This is a genomic window from Kitasatospora sp. NPDC052868, from assembly GCF_044547105.1.
GTDB lineage: Bacteria > Actinomycetota > Actinomycetes > Streptomycetales > Streptomycetaceae > Kitasatospora.
In genome coordinates this window covers 234,372-249,940 of the sequence record NZ_JBITZW010000009.1, presented here as the reverse complement: position 1 = coordinate 249,940, position 15,569 = coordinate 234,372, and the positions used below count along the sequence as shown (strand labels likewise).

Below are 15,569 nucleotides of genomic sequence, written 5' to 3'. Positions count from 1 at the left end.
GCCGCGCGCCGACGGAACCCGGCGCCTCCGGGTGTCTGTGATGGTTGTCCGCCTCAGATCGGCAGGTCCCAGCCCGGACCGTCCTCGGTGCCGAGCCACACTCGCTGGCCGGCCCCCGTGACCGTGATGCCGAAGCCCTCCTGGTGCGGCTCGCCGGCGGCCTGCCAGCGCTGTACCGAGCGTTCGACCTGGTCCCACAGGCGTACGGGACCGCGCTGTACGACGGTCCACCCGCCGTCAGGGGCGGGTGCCGTTCGGGCCTGCGATCCGGTGGACACATCCCAGAGGACCTGTTGTGTGCCCACCCCCATGCGAACGGCCGAGGGCGCGGCGAGCTGGGCCACCCATCCGCCCGTCCAGTTGTCGAGCGCTGCCGGGTCGACCCGGCTCGGGCGCTCCTCACCCGGCAGCAGGTCCAGCGCCGGGAGCGGGGGGCGGTCGTGCGGACGGGCGATCATGAAGCTGGTGAAGCCGGGCAGGAACCGGCCGGTGGCCTCCCCCGGACCGGTCACGTCGAGCAGGACGAGGGCGTTCGCATAGCTCCACCCGGACAGGGTGACCAGGATCCGACCGCCGGGCTTGACCTGGTGAAGCCACGGGGGCGGGACGTACCGGACCGCGCATGTGGCAATGAGCCGGTCGTACCAGCCCCCGCCGGGGTCGCCGCGCAGCCCGTCGCCGATGATCAGCCGGGGGGCGAACCCGGCCGCCTTGAGTGCCGCGGCAGCCGCTCCGCCCACCACCGGGTCGTACTCGATGCTGGTGAGATTGGCGTCCCCGAGGCGGTGCGCGCCGAGAGCGGTCGAGTAGCCGGTTCCGGTGCCGATTTCCAACACCCGCTGCCCGGCGCCGGTGTCGAGCCGCTGCCACATGCCGAGCACCAGTGACGGAAGCGTGGACGACGACGAAGGGGAACCGCTCACGCTCCCGTCCGCCACGTCGTCGGGCCTGGTGGCCCCGTCGAGTTGGGTGACGAGTGTCCGGTCCGTGTAGATGCCCTCCAGCCATCCGGGTTCACCCTCACGCACGGCGCGGAAACCGGTCGGGACGCTCCCGGCGACCGGCGCGAAGTAGGACCCGGCGAAGAGCTCCCGGGGAACCGCGGCGGCAGCGCTGCGCCACTCGGGCCCGGTGAGTGTGCCGTCCTCGGTGAGTCTGTCCACCAGGGCGGCGCGGAGCTGGGCCGATGTGCTCATCTGTCGAGGCCTTTCCGTAGCTGGTCGGCAAGGGCACAGGCGATTGCTTCGGCGATGTCCGCCGGCTTCCACGCCCATTGGCCATTGGGGTTGCACTCAAGGAAGCACCAGTCACCGGACGGCGTCACGGCGAAGTCGAACGCGCCGAAGGTCAACCGGAGTTCGCCGAGATAGGCAGCGACCACACGGGCGACCCGCTCGGGCACCTCGATCGGGGTACACGTCATCAGGTCCTGCCGTACGCGCCAGTCGATGTCGGGGCTGTCGATCCGAACTCCGAACAGGCGCTCACCGACGGCGGTCACCCGCACGTCGTACGCCTTGTCCACCTTGGCCTGGAACAGATGGGGACACAGGGACACGGCGTCGGTGATCTCGGACCCGCTCACCTCCCGAACCCACACACTGTGCGGCCGGCCGTCCACCCGGTAGGGCGAGTTCCACAGCGGCTTGTAGACCACCCTGCCGTGTTGGGAGGTGGCGAACTCCCGAGCCTCTACCGGATCGTTGGTGATCAGCGTGTTCGGCAGCAGGAATCCGCAGCGCTGGGCGGTGGCGAGCTGTGCAGGCTTGTACTCGGCGGCGCGGTTGTTCCACGGGTGATTGACATAGTGCGCTCCGGGGAGCGTCGCGAGGATGCCACCGGCACCCCAGAACGACTGTTCCGCGGCGAAGCGGCGGTTCTGGTCGTCCTGGTCCGGCGGTCCCGTGTAGGGCGAGGGCCGACGTACCCAGACCGACCGTACCCGGGTGATGTCGAGTTCCCTGCTTGACGTGCGGAGGGTGCCCCGCTGAACGCCCGTACGAAACGTGGCGGTCAGCGAGGCACCCGCGGGCAGGTCGGCGCCGGGGTCGAGGCGGACCACGGGCACCCGGTGCTCGGCGAGCACCCGCAGGACCAGATCCGCGGTCGCATCGTAGGGACTGGTCAGCACCAGCACCGACCTGCGCTGGTCGGACATCAGCCGCCGCTCTGGTCCTGGTCGTAGGACTCGGTGACGTCGGTGTCGGACGCCCCCGTCGAGTTTCCGTCAGGGGTCGTCTGCGTCTGGGTGACACCGCTGGTGCTGGTGCCGTGCCCGGCCAGCTCGACCGTTCGGCCCCGGTCGTCGATGAGGACGGCCATCTGGGTGTCCGGGTCGATCACGGGCGTGTACTGCGGGACCGGGACGGTGGCCGCGAACGGCCCCATCCGGGTCGTACCCCAAGGTGCGGGTGTCTGCGTCATCTGTTCTGCGCCTCCCATGGTCCGATCCCACGCGGCGGCGTCGACCATTCGACGCCACCGTCCTCGGGCCGGTTCGCCCGCCTCGGAGCGGTAGATCCTTTTCGCCGGCCAAGCCGTCCGGGCAGTCACCATCGCTCCCTTGCGTAGTCGAGCCGCTACCGAGGCGGTTCACTGTGGCCTAGAGTCCCCGATGTCTTCAACCTTTCAACCAGGAAGGAAGAGAAGCTAACGATCATGAACCGCAAGGAACTTGACCCGAACTCCTCGCCCGCTGCCGCGTTTGGTGCGCAGGTTCGCACGTTGCGAGAGGCGCGGGGCTGGACTCAGGACCACCTGGCGGCGGCCACCGAGTACTCGGCCGTCCATGTGTCTGCCGTCGAAACAGGTCGAAAGCCTCCGACTCAGCGATTTGCCAGAAGACTTGATCGTGCGTTCGAGATCTCGGGCCACCTCGAACGCGAGTGGCGCAAGGCGGGGCGCGGCGTCCTGTTCGAGGGCTTCGCCGAGTATCTGCGCAGCGAGGCTGACGCCGTGGCAATACGGCTGTTCGAGATCAACATCGTCCCCAGCCTCTTTCAGGTCCCTGCCTATGCGGAGGCGTACCAGGGGGCGCGAGTCCGCCGGGGTCGCACGAGTCAACAACAGGCCGACGAACGCCTGTCGATGCTGCTGAGTCGCCAGCAACGCCTCGACCGGCAGCCGGCGCCCCGGATCCATGCGGTGATGGATGAAGGATGCCTCCGCCGGTCGATAGGACAGCGGGTGGTCATGATCGAGCAGCTGCGGCACCTGGAGGCACTGGCACAGAGGCCGGGGGTCATCCTCCAGGTCGCACCCTTCGCGCTCGGCGAGGACAGGCCCTTCGCCCACCCGGTCACGCTGCTGACCATGCCTGACCGGGCCATGGTGGGCTACAGCGAGACGCAGCGGCGGGGGTTCCTCGAGCGAGATCCGGAGACGCTGGCCGAGTGGGCAGGTGAGTACGATCAACTACAGGTCGAAGCGCTGCCCCGAGCGGCGTCTCTGAGCTTCATCCGAGAGGCACGAAAGGGGTTCGAAGACCATGGTTGATCTGTCCGGTGCGCGCTGGCGCAGGAGTTCGCACAGCGCCCAGGAAGGGCAGTGCGTGGAGGTGGCGGAGGGACTGTCCGACCTGGTCCCCGTACGGGACAGCAAGGACCCCGGGGGGCCTGCGCTGTTCTTCCCCGCCGTCGCATTCGCAGCGTTCGTCACCGCGGTCCGAGCCGGCGAGTTCGGCGACGTGTAGAGCCCCCGCGCGGGCTGCCCTCTCGTCGCCGACGCGCGGCGCCCCCCTGGCGCCGGTTCCGGCATCCCCTGTATCGGGAGTTCTGAGGAACTCCCGATACAGGGCTCCGGGTGCCCGCTCCCGCGGATCCGGACCGGAACGACCGCGGCGTGGTGCCTCGCCGTTCGGCCGGACGGGCTCCGTGCGGCAGGTGAACCGCCTGACCCCGTCGAGGCGTCCGGTCCGCCCTGCCGCCCGTGCGCCGGCGGCCGTGAGAGGGTCGAGGGATGGAACAGCGTGTACTCGGCCGTACCGGCCGGCCCGTCTCCGTCGTGGGACTGGGCACCTGGCAGCTCGGCGCGGGCTGGGGCGACGTCCGCGAGGAGGACGCCCTCGGCGTCCTGGACGCCTCCGTCGAGGCCGGCGTGACCCTCTTCGACACCGCCGACGTCTACGGCGACGGCCGCAGCGAGCAGTTGATCGGCCGCTACCTGAAGGGCCGTCCGGACGCGGACGTCCTCGTCGCCACCAAGTTCGGCCGCCGGGTCGAGCAGCGCCCGGAGCACTACACCCTGGCGAACTTCCGGGCCTGGTCGGACCGTTCGCGGGCCAACCTGGGCGTGGAGCGCCTCGACCTGGTGCAGCTGCACTGCCCGCCGACCCCGGTGTACGGCAGCGACGAGGTGTTCGACGCCCTGGACACCCTGGTGGCCGAGGAGCGGATCGCCGCGTACGGCGTCAGCGTCGAGACCTGCGCCGAGGCGCTGACCGCGATCGCCCGCCCGGGCGTGGCCAGCGTGCAGATCATCCTGAACGCGTTCCGCCTCAAGCCGCTGGAGCAGGTCCTGCCCGCCGCGGCGGCGGCCGGAGTGGGCGTCCTGGCCAGGGTCCCGCTCGCCTCCGGGCTGCTCTCCGGCCGCTACACCGCGAGCACCTCGTTCGCGGCGGACGACCACCGCACCTTCAACCGGCACGGCGAGGCCTTCGACCAGGGCGAGACGTTCTCCGGCGTCGACTTCGCGACCGGGGTCGAGGCGGCGGCGGAGTTCGCCGGGCTCGCCCCCGAGGGAGCGAGCCCGGCCCAGACCGCGTTGCGCTGGATCGTCCAGCAGCCGGGCGTCACGACGGTGATCCCCGGCGCCCGCAACCCCGAGCAGGCCCGCGCCAACGCGGCCGCCGCCGCCCTCGCGCCGCTGCCCGGGGACACCCTCGCCGCGGTGCGCGAACTCTACGACCGCCGGATCCGCCCGCAGGTGCACGACCGCTGGTGACACCGCCGCGCGCAGGGCGCGGAGCGGGGCCGGGGTCCGGACACGGACCCTAGCGGGAGTCCCGCTCCGCCGCCTCGGCGGCGCGCTTGATGCCCGCCAGCCGCCGGTCCCAGTCGGCGGCGAGCGCGGCCATCCAGCGCGCCGTCGCGTCCAGTGCCGCGGGCCGCACCGCGTACCGCACCTCGCGCCCGACCCGGCTGCCGGCGACCAGCCCGGCGGCGTCCAGCACCGCGAGGTGCTTGACCACCGCCTGCCGCGAGACGGGCAGCCGCCCGGCGAGCGTGGTCGCGGTGGCCTCGCCCTGCGCGGCGAGCAGGTCGAGCAGCCGGCGCCGCGTCGGGTCGGCCAGCGCGGCCAGGACGTCGTCGACGGCCCCGCCCGCGCCGCGGCCCTCCTGCGTCACGCGCCCTGCTGCTCGACGCGCTTCCTGAACGCCTCGAGCACCTGCGGCCAGCCGTCGGTGTTGTCCTTCAGCGCCTTGCCGCGCAGCTCGGGGGAGCCGGCCAGCGCCGCGAACCCGCTCTCGACGACGCGCAGCCGGATCCCGCCGTCCTCCGGGGTCAGGGTGAACTCCACCAGGGTGCTGTTGTCCTCGCCCAGCTCCTGCCCGGGGAAGGCGCTGGCCCACCGGTACGCCAGGTACGTCGGCGGCTCGACCTTCTCCACGCGCACCGGGAAGTCGCCGTACTCGGCGTTCCTGGCCACCATCGACTCGCCCTCCCTGGCCACCGTGCCGGCCAGGCTCTCCGGGTCGCCCACCCAGAAACCGGGTTCGGCCACCAGCGACCACACCCGCTCCAGGGACGCCTCGATCAGGGTCTCGCGCTCGATCCGGTCCTCGCTCATGAGGGGCTCCTTCGTCTCCAGGACGGCCGTTGCGGCCGTTGCGACCCACTGACTGCAACTCCAGGGTTGCACGTCGGGCCTCCAGGTGCAACCGGAGAGTTGCACCATCTCGGCGCGGCGGCAACCGCACGGGCTGATGCCTCGTCCGAACGGGGTGGGGTAGGGTCGCGGGACCATGCCCGTCACGCCCAGGGGGAGGGTCGGCTCAGCGCCATGACCAGGGAAATCGTCAAGGCATCGCGCGTGCGGATAGCCGATCTGACGCCGGGTCCCGAGCTCTACCTCGGGGTACGGCTGACCGCGCCGGACCTGTCGTTCGACATCAGCTGCTTCGGCCTGGACGCCGAGGAGCGGCTGAGCGACGACCGCTACTTCGTCTTCTTCAACCAGCCCGCCAGCCCCGAGGGCTCGATACGCCTGCTGGGCGCGCAGTCCGGCGACACCGAGGCGTTCCGGATCGTGCTGCCGGACGTCCCGCAGGCCATCCACCGGCTGAGCCTGACCGCGACCATCGACGGCGACGGCCGGATGTCGCAGGTCGCCTCCGGGTACGTGCGGATCGTCGCGGACGGCACCGAGGTCGGCCGCTACTCCTTCACCGGCGCCGAGTTCAGCACCGAGCGCGCGGTGATGCTGGCGGACTTCTACCGGCGCGACGGGGAGTGGCGCTTCACCCCGGTCGGCCAGGGCTTCGACGGCGGCCTGCGCGCGCTGCTGGAGAACTTCGGCGGCGAGGCGATCGAGGACGACGCCCAGGACGGGCCGGATGAGTCGGACGCCCAGGACGCCCAGGACGCCCGGCAGGCGCCGGACGCCCGCGGCGGGCCGCCCGCGCCGGCGCCCACCCTCCAGGCCCCGGCCCAGCAGCAGCCCGCACCCCAGCCGCAGCCGCCCGCCTGGGACCGCCAACCGCCGCCCCCCGCCCCACCCGGCGTCCGGGTCAGCCTGGTCAAGTACGCCGAGGTCCCCGAGCAGAGCGGCTGGGCGCAACAGAACGACCACCTCGTGCGCTACACCCTCACCAAGGGCCAGGACGTCCTCGCCCTGCACGGCAGCATGGTGGCCTACCAGGGCCGCGCCGACTTCGCCCACGAGGGCTCCGGCGTGCTGCGCCGCCTGACCGGCAACCTCACCGGCCAGACGCTGAAACTGATGCGCGTCTCCGGCGAGGGCCAGGTCTTCCTCGCCGACGAGGCCAGCCACCTCCACGTCGTGCGGCTGGAGGGCGACGCGATCTGCGTCAGCTCCGACCGGATCCTGGCCTTCGACGCCGGGCTGGAGCACGAGGTCCGCCGCATCGAGGGCGAGGGCCTGCCGAACGGGGGCTTCTACACGCTCCAGTTCAGCGGCCACGGCACGGTGGTGGTGAAGACCAACGGCATCCCCGTGGTGCTGCCGGTCACCCCGGCGCCGGAGACGTACGCCGACATCCACGCCCTGGTCGCCTGGTCGCGCGGCGCACAGGTGATCACCACCGCCCCGGTGCGGATCCGGCGCTCGGCGTACGCGGGACACGCCGCGGAGTCGTACAGCCTCCAGTTCAGGGGCGGACCGGGCAACTTCATCGTGGTCCAGCCGTTCGAGGTCTGAGCGGGCGAAGTCCCGGCCGGGGTGGCCCCGGCCGGCAGTCCCCGCCGGCGGTCGGGCCGGCAACCCAGTCAACCAGTCAAGGAGGTCGGGAGATGGAGCGGCGGGTGCTCTCGGGCACGTACCTGGAGGGCTGCACGGCCTCCCCGGCCACGGCGCGGATGAGCCATCACGGCGGCGCGATGTGCAAGGTCGCCGTGACCGGCGGACAGGACGTGCTCGCCAAGGCGGGCGCGATGGTGGCCTACGACGGCTTCCTCCAGTACGAACCGGTCTCGCAGTCGCTGCGCCGCACGCTCGGCGAGTGGGCGTCGGGCGAGCGCAGCCCGCTGCTGCGCTGGTTCGGGGACGGCACGCTCTACCTGGCCGACTTCGGCGCGGACGTGCTCAACCTCCAGCTCGACGACGAGTCGCTGTCCGTCAACGGCTCGCACCTGCTGGCCCTGGACGCCTCGCTGGGCTGCGCCGTCGAGAAGGTCAAGGGGCCGGTGCTGATGGCCGGCACCGGGCTGTACAACGTGACGGTCAGCGGCAGCGGCTGGGTGTCGGTCACCTCCCGCGGGGTCCCGGTGGTGCTGGACTGCGCCGAGGCCGAGACCTACGTCGACCCGGACGCCCTGGTCGCCTGGACGACGGGCCTGGAGATCAAGGTCCGGCGCAGCCTCAAGGTCGGCTCGCTGATCGGCCGGGGCAGCGGCGAGGCGGTCCAACTGGGCTTCAGGGGCTCGGGATTCGTCGTCGTCCAGCCCAGCGAGGACACCTCCGACCGGCTCAAGATCCGCGGCTGAACAGCCCGCGGCCCCAAGGAGTAGCGAGCACCGTGCACAGTCCCCTTCTGGACCACACCGCCCTGACCGGCGAGGAGCGCTTCGCCCTGCAGAACCCGCAGCTGCTGCGGGTCGCGCTGGACGGGCGGGCCGAGGTCCTGGCCCGCAGCGGCGCGATGGTCGCCCACACCGGCCGGGTCCAGTTCACCGACTGGACCCCGCCCGGCGGCCGGCGCCGCAACCGCCAGAACCAGCAGCACCAGCAGAACCCGCAGCAGCAGCCGCCCGGCCGCCGGCCCGCCCCCGCGCTGGACCTGATGCGCTGCGCCGGCACCGGCACCGTCTATCTCGCCAACCTCGCCCAGCACCTGCACATCCTGGAGCTCAGCCGCGAGCGGCTGACGATCACCAGCAGCTACGTCCTGGCGCTGGACACCGGCATCGACTGGCAGGCGGTCGACGTCGAGGGCGGCGAGCGGATCTCCGGCGTCGGGCGCCACAGCCTGGAACTGTCCGGCAGCGGCACGCTGGTGGTGATGACCTCCGGGCGCCCGCTGGTGATGCCGGTACGGCAGGGAGAGTACGTCTACGCGGACGCCGACGCGGTGGTCGGCTGGTCCTCGGCCCTGGACGTGCAGCTGCAGGCGCAGAGCACCAACACCGAGGCGTGGCGCCGACGCGGCACCGCCACCGAGGGCTGGGAGCTGTCCTTCACCGGCGACGGCTTCGTGATCGTCCAGCCCAGCGAACTCCTCGCACCCCAGCGTGTCCCGCTGCGCTGACCCGACGCCCGCCCGTCTGTGCCCGCCCGTCTGTGCCCGCCCGGCGCCGTCAGCCGGTGCCGGCGGCCAGCTGCGGCAGGTGCGGGTCGCGGGGGTCGTAGCGCACGGTCAGAACCTCGCCGCGGCGGGGCGCGTCGTAGGCGGGGAAGGTCTCGGTGACCGACTCGGTGTGCTCCCGGCCGTCGGCGGTGGTGTAGCGGAGGGTGACGACCAGTTCGGGGCGGTCGTTGAGGTGGACGCCGGTGCCCCGGAGGCCCAGGACGGTGGCGGGCACGCTCACCCCGTGCCGTTCCAGGCGCAGCTCGCGCTCGGCCCGGCGCTGCTCCTCGGCGAGGACGCGCCGGCGCCTGCGCGCCTCCGCACGCGCCGACCACAGGGCGAGCAGCGCGACCGCGGCGGCCGGGCCGAGCAGCCAGCCGCTGGTGGTGTCGGCGCCGCGGGCGGCGCCGAGCAGCAGGCAGAGCACGCCGACCAGGGTGCCGGCGCCGATCGGCAGGTCGGAGGAGGCGGAGGCCGTGCCGTCGGCGGCCAGCACGACGGCCGTGCCCGCCAGCAGGACCAGCCCCAGGATGACGCCGCCGACGGCGGCCAGGCCGTGCCAGAGGTCGATGCTCCCGCAGACCCGCTGGCCGGTGTTGCCGCAGTCGCCGGCCCTGCCCAGTGCCGCGTAGCCCCGCCCGGTGGCCCAGCCGTCCGCGGCCAGCAGCACCGCGCAGACGATCAGCGCCAACAGCCTTCCCAGGGTGGGGCGTTGGGGTCTTTCGCGGGCTTCCGCGGCGGGTTCCATGGTCACCCGCGGATGCTACCGGCATCCCGCCCAGTGGTCTGGACCACGACGTGTCCGCCGGGTGAACAACTGCTCCGTGGCGCGCTGCGCCCGCGCCGGCCCGGGGGCCGTCCCGGAGGCGCGCGGCGGCGATTGCGGGGCCGGGTGACGCCGCGTCGGTAGGCTGCGGCTGTCCGTGTCCGGCCCGGTGGGGGCACGAGCCCCACCAGGGGCGGCCTGCCGGGCCGGACGTGCTGCGCTGATTTGGAGAGACATGACCAAGGTCCTGCTGAAGACCACCAAGGGCGACATCGAGCTCGAACTCGATGCCGAGAAGGCGCCCAAGACGGTGGCGAACTTCCTGGCATACGTGGGGAGGGGCCACTACGACGGCACGATCTTCCACCGGGTGATCGACGGCTTCATGATCCAGGGCGGCGGCATCGACCGGAACATGCGGGAGAAGCCGGCCCCCGACAGGGTCCAGAACGAGGCGAAGAACGGGCTGAAGAACGTCCACTACAGCGTGGCCATGGCCCGCACCTCCGACCCCCACTCGGCCTCGGCGCAGTTCTTCATCAACACCAAGAACAACACCTTCCTCGACTACCCCGGCCAGGACGGCTGGGGCTACGCGGTGTTCGGCAAGGTGGTCGCCGGCCAGGACGTCGTCGACGCGATCGGCAAGGTCAAGACGGGCGGCCAGGACGTGCCGGTCGAGCAGGTCGCCATCGAGTCGGCCACCGTGGTGGAGTGACCGCTCCCGGCGGCTGAGCGGGGGCCCGGACGGAGATCCGTCCGGGCCCCCGCCCGTGCCCGTGCCCGTGCCCGTGCCCGTCCCGTATCCGTGTCGGTGCCCGGGTGCGGGTGCGGGAACGGGCGCTACGCGCTGCGCCCGGCCGCCTCGATGCGCGGGGCCAGCCCGTCCAGCAGGGTGGCGAGGCCGAACTCGAACAGGCCGTCCAGGTCCAGGTCGTAGCCGTTCTCCAGGCCCGCGACCAGTCGGCTGAACACCGGGAAGCGGCCCGAGTCGGCGAGCGCGCCCAGGGCGGGGGCCTGGTGCTCCATCCACTGGTCCTCGGTGACGCCGGTGGCGGCCTGTGCCTGGGTCTCGCGCTCCAGGTTGACGGCGATGCCCTCGATGTAGCTGTAGAACAGCACATGGATGTCGAGCATGGCCGGGGCGTCCAGGCCGTGCCCGTCCAGCGCGGCCAGCGCCCACTCGGCGTGCGTCATCAGGTTGGGCAGCAGCTTGGGCCGGGTGACCGGGCTGAGGTGCGCCAGCCAGGGGTGGCGGCGGAACAGCGACCAGAGCGTGCGGGCGCCCAGCTCCAGGCGGGGGCGCCAGCCGACGGGGGGCACGTCCGGGTAGGACGCCTCGCCGAAGGCCGCGTCGGCGGTCAGCAGGACGAGGTCCTCCTTGCCGGTGACGTAGCGGTAGGGGGACATCGGGGAGACCCCGAGCCGGGCGGCGACCGCGCGCATCGAGAGCGCCGCCAGCCCCTCGGCGTCGGCCAGCTCCAGGGACGCCCGGATGATCCGCTCGCGGCTCAACTCGCCCTCCGGCGGGGCCGGCCGGCGCTGCGCGGCCGGTGCGGCGGCACCCGCGGTGGCGGGCCCGGCAGGTGTGGCGGGTGCGGCGACCACGGTGCCGACCCGGGCCCGGGCCTCGACCAGGCCCTCCAGGCGCAGCTCGGTCAGGGCCTTGGTGGCGGTGGCCAGGGCGACGCCCCAGTCCTGGGCGAGGCGGCGGGTCGAGGGCACCCGCTCACCGGGGGCGAGTTCGCCGGTGACGATGCGTCGGCGCAGCTCGGCGGCGATGCGCTGGAAGGGCGGGGGCGTGCCGGGTGCCATGGGGTCGACTCCTTGGAGAAATTTTTCGCCGCATCCGGTCCTGTACTAGCTCAGGCCCCAGCAGCGAAGACCGCTGCCGGAACCCTTCTGTACTAGGTCAGAGCGACTCTCAAGTGGCTTGCAAGGCCCTGGATTTACGTCGTACATTCACATTGCTTACAGCGTACCAACGATGAACAGGGGAGTCCCTCGTGAAGACCGTTCTGATCTCCGGCGGCGGCGTGGCCGGACCGGCGCTCGCCCACCTGCTGCACCGCCGCGGCTTCGCCCCGACCGTGGTCGAACTCGCCCCCGCCCCCCGCAGCGGCGGCCAGGCCGTCGACATCCGCGGCGCCGCCCTCGCGGTGGTCGAGCAGATGGGCCTGACCGAGCGGATCCGGGCCGTGCGCACCCGGATGCTCGGCATGTCCGTGCTCGACGGCGACGGCAACGAGGTCCACCGCTCCACCGAGGCGACCTACAGCGCCGGCCGCCTCGACAGCGAGGACGTCGAGCTGCTGCGCTCGGACCTGGTCGCGATGCTGCGCGAACGCGCAGGCGACGGCGTCGAGTTCATCCACGGGGACGCCATCACCGAACTCCGGGAGGACGAGGACGGCGTGCACGCGACCTTCGCACACGGCCGGCCCCGCACCTTCGACCTGGTGGTCGGCGCGGACGGCCTGCACTCGCGGGTCCGCAAGCTGGTCTTCGGCCCGGAGGAGCGGTTCCTGCGCCAACTGGGCAGCCACCTCGCCATCTTCAGCGCCGACAACTTCCTCGGCCTGGAGGACTGGCAGGTCTGGATGCGCGACGGCGACGCCGGCTACGGCATCTACCCGGTGCGCGGCAACAGCGAACTGCGGGTCACCTTCGGGTACGCCGGCACCGAGCCCGCCGTCCGGGACGCCGAGCAGAGCAGGCGGCTGGTCGCCGAGCGGATGTCGAAGCTGGGCTGGGAGACGCCCCGGCTGCTGGAGGCACTGCACCGCACCCCCGACTTCTACGCCGACACGATGGCCCAGGTGCACCTGGACCAGTGGTCCGCCGGCCGGGCGGTGCTGCTCGGCGACGCCGGCTACTGCCCCTCGCCGCTGTCCGGCCAGGGCACCAGCCTCGCGCTGGTCGGCGCCCACGTGCTCGCCGAGGAGCTGGGCCGGGCCCGGGACGGCGCCGAGGGCCACCGCGCGGCCTTCGAGCGCTACGAGCAGCGGCTGCGCCCCTTCGTCGCCCTCAACCAGGCGCTGGCCACCGAGAACCCCGGCGGCCCGCCCGCCGAGGAGTCCGTCGAGCGGGCCAAGAACGCCATCGAGCTCGCCCTCTGAACCGCCGCACCCCGGCCGACGGGCCCCGCCGCACCCCGGCTCCCGGGGGCCGGTACCGGTCAGTGCGTGTCGTAGCAGATCACGAAGTCGTCGAAGGCGTGCCGCCCGGGCCGGGCGGCCACCTCGTCGAGCGCGCGGCGGATGTCGTGGAGCCGGCCGACCGTCATCTGCAGCGGCGGCTCGTCGGGCTGGTAGGTGTAGCGGATCGGGTAGTCCACGCCGGGCCGGTCGGTCATCTCGATGTGGCAGCCGAGCACATGGCTGACCGGGTGGGCGGCCGCGAAGGCGATCAGCCGGTCGATCGTGGCGACGTAGGCGTCCCAGTCGGCGACGTACAGCCGGCCCGGGTAGACGGTGTCGCCGGTCAGCAGGAACCCGGTGAACGGGTCGTAGTAGGTGATCGCGGCCTCGTGGTGGCCCGGGCCCGCCAGACAGCTCAGCACCCGGCCGCCGAGGTCCAGCAGGGCCGGCCGGTCGAGGTCGCCGTCCAGGCCGAGGAACTCCCGCACGGTGTCGAGCCCCGCGTCCACCACCACCGTGTCGGGGCGCCCGGCGAACTGGGCGTCCCCGGCGACGTGGTCGCCGTGCCCGTGGCTGTGCAGCACGAGCAGCCGGTAGCCGGTGCGCGGGTGGCGCTCCAGCCACCGCGCGACCAGCCCGTCCACGACGCGGCGCAGCGGGAAGAAGTCGGGGGAGGCGGTGGCGCCGGTGTCGAGCAGCACCGCCCGCTCGTCGCCGAAGAGCAGGAACAGGAACGGCGCCTCGTAGTTGACGGCCATGTTCTGCCGCAGCAGGACGGTGTGCTCGTCGTAGTGGTGGACCTGGATCTCGGGATCGGTGTTGTGCCGCGCCGACTCCGAGCCGTGGATCCAGCGCACGTCCAGGGAGCGCCCCGCGACGTCCGTGTGCGTGAAGTCGATCGGGTCCCGTCCGGAGGCCATCCCTCTCCCCACCGCGTCGTGTCCGCCGGCCGGGTGCGGCGTCCGCCCCCGGTCCGGCGGCGGCCCCACCGTGGGCCGCCGCCGCGAACCTACCAGGTGCCCCGCGACGGGCCCGCCCGCTGCCGCGCCCGGCCCCGAGGGCCCCGAACTGCGTTGCGCGGACCGGGCCGAGGCCGGGCTACCGTGGGGGACGGCTCAGGACAGCAGCCCGTTGTAGTCGGGCAGCTTGAAGGTCCGCTCGGCGTGGCCGCCGGCCAGGTCGGTGGTGTTGTTGCCGACGTTGGCGATGATCGTGTAGCCCTGCTGCTCGACGGCGGCGCGCTCGGCGGTCTTGAAGGCCTGCACCGGGCGGAAGAGGTCGCCGAGGTCGCGCCCGTGCAGCCCGTCCACCGGGTACCCGGCGTGCTGGAGGCTGTAGCGGGTCACCGACTCGATGAAGTCCGGCCGGGCGGTGATGAAGACGACCGCGACGCCGCGCGAGCGCGCGTAGTCCGCCAGCGCCAGCGAGGACGCGATCGCCGGCTGGGTGAACGGGTGGAAGTGCGTCTGCAGCGTCGTGTTGTCGATGTCGAACACGATCGCGAGCCGCTCACCCGCCCCGGCCGCGGCGGTGCGCTGCTCGATGTACGAGCGCGCGGGGGCCACCGCCGCCTGCACGTCGGCCAGCCACTGGCCCTCGGTCACGGCCTGCGCGGCCGCCGCGGCGGGGGCCGCGGCCGCCACCGGAGCCGGCGCGGCCGTCGCGGGCACGGCCAGGCCCGAGAGGAGCATGCCGGTCAGCACCGCGGGGGCGGCGACTCTGCCAACGAACCTCATACCTGTCATCGGACCTTCCTGTCACGGTGTCGGGGAGCTCGCCGCACATGTGTTCACACCGCGGCCCGAGCAATCTCCCACACCGTCAAGTCGGGCGGCGGGAGTAATGCTTACCAACGGGTAACGATCTTCTGTGCGTCCCGTGAGCGTGGACGGCGCAGGGCGCCAGGGGGCAGGGGGCAGGGGGCAGGACACAGAGCGCAGGGCGCAGGGCGTGCCATGATCGAATGGGGTCGGCGCGCGGGGGTCCGGGCGCACCACGACGAGCAGGGGGAACAGCCACATGATCGAACTGTCGGCGGAGCCGATGACCTGGGTGGCGGCCGGGGACAGCATCACCCAGGCCGTCCTGCACACCCACGGGTCGCGGGGCTGGGTCGAGCACGTCCACGAGCGGATCCGCTGGCAGCTGGACCGGCTGACCGACATCGTCGTCAACTCCGGCGTCTCCGCCTGGCGCGCCGGCGACGTCCTCGGCTCCTACGACCACCTGATCGGCCGGTTCTCCCCGGACGTGCTGTCGATCTCGCTGGGCACCAACGACGCCCGCGCCGGCCTGGCCGGGCTCGACGCGTTCCACTCCGACCTGCGGGCGATCATCGCCCGGGCCGCCGGTGCGCAGATCGTGCTCCACACCCCCGTCCTGACCAGCGTCAGCGGCCGCACGGCCCGCCCCGAGCTGCCCGCCTACTGCCAGGCCGTCCGGGAGATCGCCCGCGACACGGGAGCCCTGCTGGTGGACCACGAGGCCCACTGGCTGGCCCGCTTCCCCGACACCGACCCGATCCCCTGGCTCGACGACCCCGCCCACCCCAACGCCGCCGGGCACCTGCAGATGGCCAACCACACCCTGCGCGCCCTGGGGCTGGGCGAGCTGACCGGCCTCTGATCCCTGCCGATCCCGCCGGCCCCCGTCGCCCTGCCGGTCCCGCCGGTCCTGTCGGGCCTGCCGGTCCTGCCCGGGG

General features: G+C 72.8%; 18 protein-coding genes. 9 read left to right on the top strand and 9 right to left on the bottom strand.

Annotated features, from left to right (window positions below; translation table 11 throughout):
• Nucleotides 1–53 precede the first annotated feature (53 nt).
• The 3 genes from tgmC to tgmA are packed head-to-tail and all read right to left on the bottom strand — an operon-like array spanning nucleotide 54 to nucleotide 2,424.
• Nucleotides 54–1,196, bottom strand: coding sequence for an ATP-grasp peptide maturase system methyltransferase (tgmC, locus tag ACIGZJ_RS18160; protein ID WP_396458132.1), 1,143 nt, complete (start codon nucleotides 1,194–1,196; stop codon nucleotides 54–56).
• Complete coding sequence (tgmB, locus tag ACIGZJ_RS18155) at nucleotides 1,193–2,158, bottom strand: ATP-grasp ribosomal peptide maturase (protein ID WP_396458131.1); 966 nt, start codon at nucleotides 2,156–2,158, stop codon at nucleotides 1,193–1,195. Before tgmB ends, tgmC begins: the two co-directional genes overlap by 4 nt.
• Nucleotides 2,158–2,424, bottom strand: coding sequence for a putative ATP-grasp-modified RiPP (tgmA, locus tag ACIGZJ_RS18150; RefSeq protein WP_396458130.1), 267 nt, complete (start codon nucleotides 2,422–2,424; stop codon nucleotides 2,158–2,160). Before tgmA ends, tgmB begins: the two co-directional genes overlap by 1 nt.
• A 234-nt stretch (nucleotides 2,425–2,658) precedes the next feature.
• Here tgmA and ACIGZJ_RS18145 point away from each other — a divergent pair, with 234 nt between their 5' ends.
• From ACIGZJ_RS18145 to ACIGZJ_RS18135, 3 genes are all read left to right on the top strand, one after another.
• A complete protein-coding gene (locus ACIGZJ_RS18145; RefSeq protein ID WP_396458129.1) occupies nucleotides 2,659–3,495 on the top strand; it encodes a Scr1 family TA system antitoxin-like transcriptional regulator in 837 nt (278 codons plus the stop codon).
• Entirely contained in the window at nucleotides 3,488–3,691 is a 204-nt protein-coding gene (locus ACIGZJ_RS18140) for a DUF397 domain-containing protein (protein WP_392935164.1), read from the top strand. The genes ACIGZJ_RS18145 and ACIGZJ_RS18140 overlap by 8 nt, the downstream gene beginning before the upstream one ends.
• A gap of 266 nt (nucleotides 3,692–3,957) precedes the next feature.
• A complete protein-coding gene (locus ACIGZJ_RS18135; RefSeq protein WP_396458128.1) occupies nucleotides 3,958–4,941 on the top strand; it encodes an aldo/keto reductase in 984 nt (327 codons plus the stop codon).
• Between the two features lie 49 nt (nucleotides 4,942–4,990).
• On the opposite strand, the gene ACIGZJ_RS18130 is transcribed toward ACIGZJ_RS18135, so the two are convergent.
• Both ACIGZJ_RS18130 and ACIGZJ_RS18125 read right to left on the bottom strand, forming a co-directional pair.
• Entirely contained in the window at nucleotides 4,991–5,344 is a 354-nt protein-coding gene (locus ACIGZJ_RS18130; protein ID WP_396458127.1) for an ArsR/SmtB family transcription factor, read from the bottom strand.
• On the bottom strand, nucleotides 5,341–5,787 hold the full coding sequence (locus tag ACIGZJ_RS18125; protein WP_396458126.1) for an SRPBCC domain-containing protein: 447 nt from the start codon (nucleotides 5,785–5,787) through the stop codon (nucleotides 5,341–5,343). Before ACIGZJ_RS18125 ends, ACIGZJ_RS18130 begins: the two co-directional genes overlap by 4 nt.
• A 213-nt stretch (nucleotides 5,788–6,000) precedes the next feature.
• Between ACIGZJ_RS18125 and ACIGZJ_RS18120 the strand changes: the two genes are divergently transcribed.
• The 3 genes from ACIGZJ_RS18120 to ACIGZJ_RS18110 all read left to right on the top strand — a co-directional run bounded on the left by ACIGZJ_RS18120 (nucleotide 6,001) and on the right by ACIGZJ_RS18110 (nucleotide 8,923).
• The gene (locus ACIGZJ_RS18120; RefSeq protein WP_396458125.1) at nucleotides 6,001–7,377 is read left to right on the top strand and encodes a TerD family protein; all 1,377 of its coding nucleotides are present in this window, start codon (nucleotides 6,001–6,003) and stop codon (nucleotides 7,375–7,377) included.
• A 92-nt stretch (nucleotides 7,378–7,469) separates the two neighbouring features.
• Complete coding sequence (locus ACIGZJ_RS18115) at nucleotides 7,470–8,162, top strand: AIM24 family protein (RefSeq protein ID WP_392935178.1); 693 nt, start codon at nucleotides 7,470–7,472, stop codon at nucleotides 8,160–8,162.
• 32 nt (nucleotides 8,163–8,194) lie between these two features.
• A complete protein-coding gene (locus ACIGZJ_RS18110; protein WP_396458124.1) occupies nucleotides 8,195–8,923 on the top strand; it encodes an AIM24 family protein in 729 nt (242 codons plus the stop codon).
• A gap of 49 nt (nucleotides 8,924–8,972) precedes the next feature.
• On the opposite strand, the gene ACIGZJ_RS18105 is transcribed toward ACIGZJ_RS18110, so the two are convergent.
• Nucleotides 8,973–9,716: a DUF3592 domain-containing protein gene (locus ACIGZJ_RS18105; protein ID WP_396458123.1), complete on the bottom strand. Its 744-nt coding sequence runs from the start codon at nucleotides 9,714–9,716 to the stop codon at nucleotides 8,973–8,975.
• Between the two features lie 247 nt (nucleotides 9,717–9,963).
• On the opposite strand from ACIGZJ_RS18105, the gene ACIGZJ_RS18100 reads away from it, so the two are divergent.
• Nucleotides 9,964–10,446: a peptidylprolyl isomerase gene (locus ACIGZJ_RS18100; RefSeq protein WP_392935183.1), complete on the top strand. Its 483-nt coding sequence runs from the start codon at nucleotides 9,964–9,966 to the stop codon at nucleotides 10,444–10,446.
• Between the two features lie 125 nt (nucleotides 10,447–10,571).
• On the opposite strand, the gene ACIGZJ_RS18095 is transcribed toward ACIGZJ_RS18100, so the two are convergent.
• The gene (locus tag ACIGZJ_RS18095) at nucleotides 10,572–11,543 is read right to left on the bottom strand and encodes a TetR/AcrR family transcriptional regulator C-terminal domain-containing protein (RefSeq protein ID WP_396458122.1); all 972 of its coding nucleotides are present in this window, start codon (nucleotides 11,541–11,543) and stop codon (nucleotides 10,572–10,574) included.
• Between the two features lie 191 nt (nucleotides 11,544–11,734).
• Here ACIGZJ_RS18095 and ACIGZJ_RS18090 point away from each other — a divergent pair, with 191 nt between their 5' ends.
• Nucleotides 11,735–12,847, top strand: coding sequence for an FAD-dependent monooxygenase (locus tag ACIGZJ_RS18090; RefSeq protein ID WP_396458121.1), 1,113 nt, complete (start codon nucleotides 11,735–11,737; stop codon nucleotides 12,845–12,847).
• Nucleotides 12,848–12,906: 59 nt separating this feature from the next.
• Here the strand turns inward: ACIGZJ_RS18090 and ACIGZJ_RS18085 are convergent, their stop codons facing one another.
• Nucleotides 12,907–13,788 carry an MBL fold metallo-hydrolase gene (locus tag ACIGZJ_RS18085; RefSeq protein WP_396458120.1) on the bottom strand — a complete coding sequence of 294 codons (882 nt, stop codon included), beginning with the start codon at nucleotides 13,786–13,788 and terminating at the stop codon, nucleotides 12,907–12,909.
• Nucleotides 13,789–13,983: 195 nt separating this feature from the next.
• The gene (locus ACIGZJ_RS18080) at nucleotides 13,984–14,613 is read right to left on the bottom strand and encodes an HAD family acid phosphatase (RefSeq protein ID WP_396458119.1); all 630 of its coding nucleotides are present in this window, start codon (nucleotides 14,611–14,613) and stop codon (nucleotides 13,984–13,986) included.
• 274 nt (nucleotides 14,614–14,887) lie between these two features.
• Between ACIGZJ_RS18080 and ACIGZJ_RS18075 the strand changes: the two genes are divergently transcribed.
• The gene (locus ACIGZJ_RS18075; protein WP_396458118.1) at nucleotides 14,888–15,493 is read left to right on the top strand and encodes an SGNH/GDSL hydrolase family protein; all 606 of its coding nucleotides are present in this window, start codon (nucleotides 14,888–14,890) and stop codon (nucleotides 15,491–15,493) included.
• Nucleotides 15,494–15,569 lie beyond the last annotated feature (76 nt).

Excerpts from the sequence above, each read along its gene's own strand:
- tgmC (WP_396458132.1), bottom strand. The coding sequence starts at position 1,196 with ATGAGCACATCGGCCCAGCTCCGCGCCGCCCTGGTGGACAGACTCACC.
- tgmB (WP_396458131.1), bottom strand. The coding sequence starts at position 2,158 with ATGTCCGACCAGCGCAGGTCGGTGCTGGTGCTGACCAGTCCCTACGAT.
- tgmA (WP_396458130.1), bottom strand. The coding sequence starts at position 2,424 with ATGACGCAGACACCCGCACCTTGGGGTACGACCCGGATGGGGCCGTTC.
- ACIGZJ_RS18145 (WP_396458129.1), top strand. The coding sequence starts at position 2,659 with ATGAACCGCAAGGAACTTGACCCGAACTCCTCGCCCGCTGCCGCGTTT.
- ACIGZJ_RS18140 (WP_392935164.1), top strand. The coding sequence starts at position 3,488 with ATGGTTGATCTGTCCGGTGCGCGCTGGCGCAGGAGTTCGCACAGCGCC.
- ACIGZJ_RS18135 (WP_396458128.1), top strand. The coding sequence starts at position 3,958 with ATGGAACAGCGTGTACTCGGCCGTACCGGCCGGCCCGTCTCCGTCGTG.
- ACIGZJ_RS18125 (WP_396458126.1), bottom strand. The coding sequence starts at position 5,787 with ATGAGCGAGGACCGGATCGAGCGCGAGACCCTGATCGAGGCGTCCCTG.
- ACIGZJ_RS18120 (WP_396458125.1), top strand. The coding sequence starts at position 6,001 with ATGACCAGGGAAATCGTCAAGGCATCGCGCGTGCGGATAGCCGATCTG.
- ACIGZJ_RS18115 (WP_392935178.1), top strand. The coding sequence starts at position 7,470 with ATGGAGCGGCGGGTGCTCTCGGGCACGTACCTGGAGGGCTGCACGGCC.
- ACIGZJ_RS18100 (WP_392935183.1), top strand. The coding sequence starts at position 9,964 with ATGACCAAGGTCCTGCTGAAGACCACCAAGGGCGACATCGAGCTCGAA.
- ACIGZJ_RS18095 (WP_396458122.1), bottom strand. The coding sequence starts at position 11,543 with ATGGCACCCGGCACGCCCCCGCCCTTCCAGCGCATCGCCGCCGAGCTG.
- ACIGZJ_RS18085 (WP_396458120.1), bottom strand. The coding sequence starts at position 13,788 with ATGGCCTCCGGACGGGACCCGATCGACTTCACGCACACGGACGTCGCG.
- ACIGZJ_RS18080 (WP_396458119.1), bottom strand. The coding sequence starts at position 14,613 with ATGACAGGTATGAGGTTCGTTGGCAGAGTCGCCGCCCCCGCGGTGCTG.
- ACIGZJ_RS18075 (WP_396458118.1), top strand. The coding sequence starts at position 14,888 with ATGATCGAACTGTCGGCGGAGCCGATGACCTGGGTGGCGGCCGGGGAC.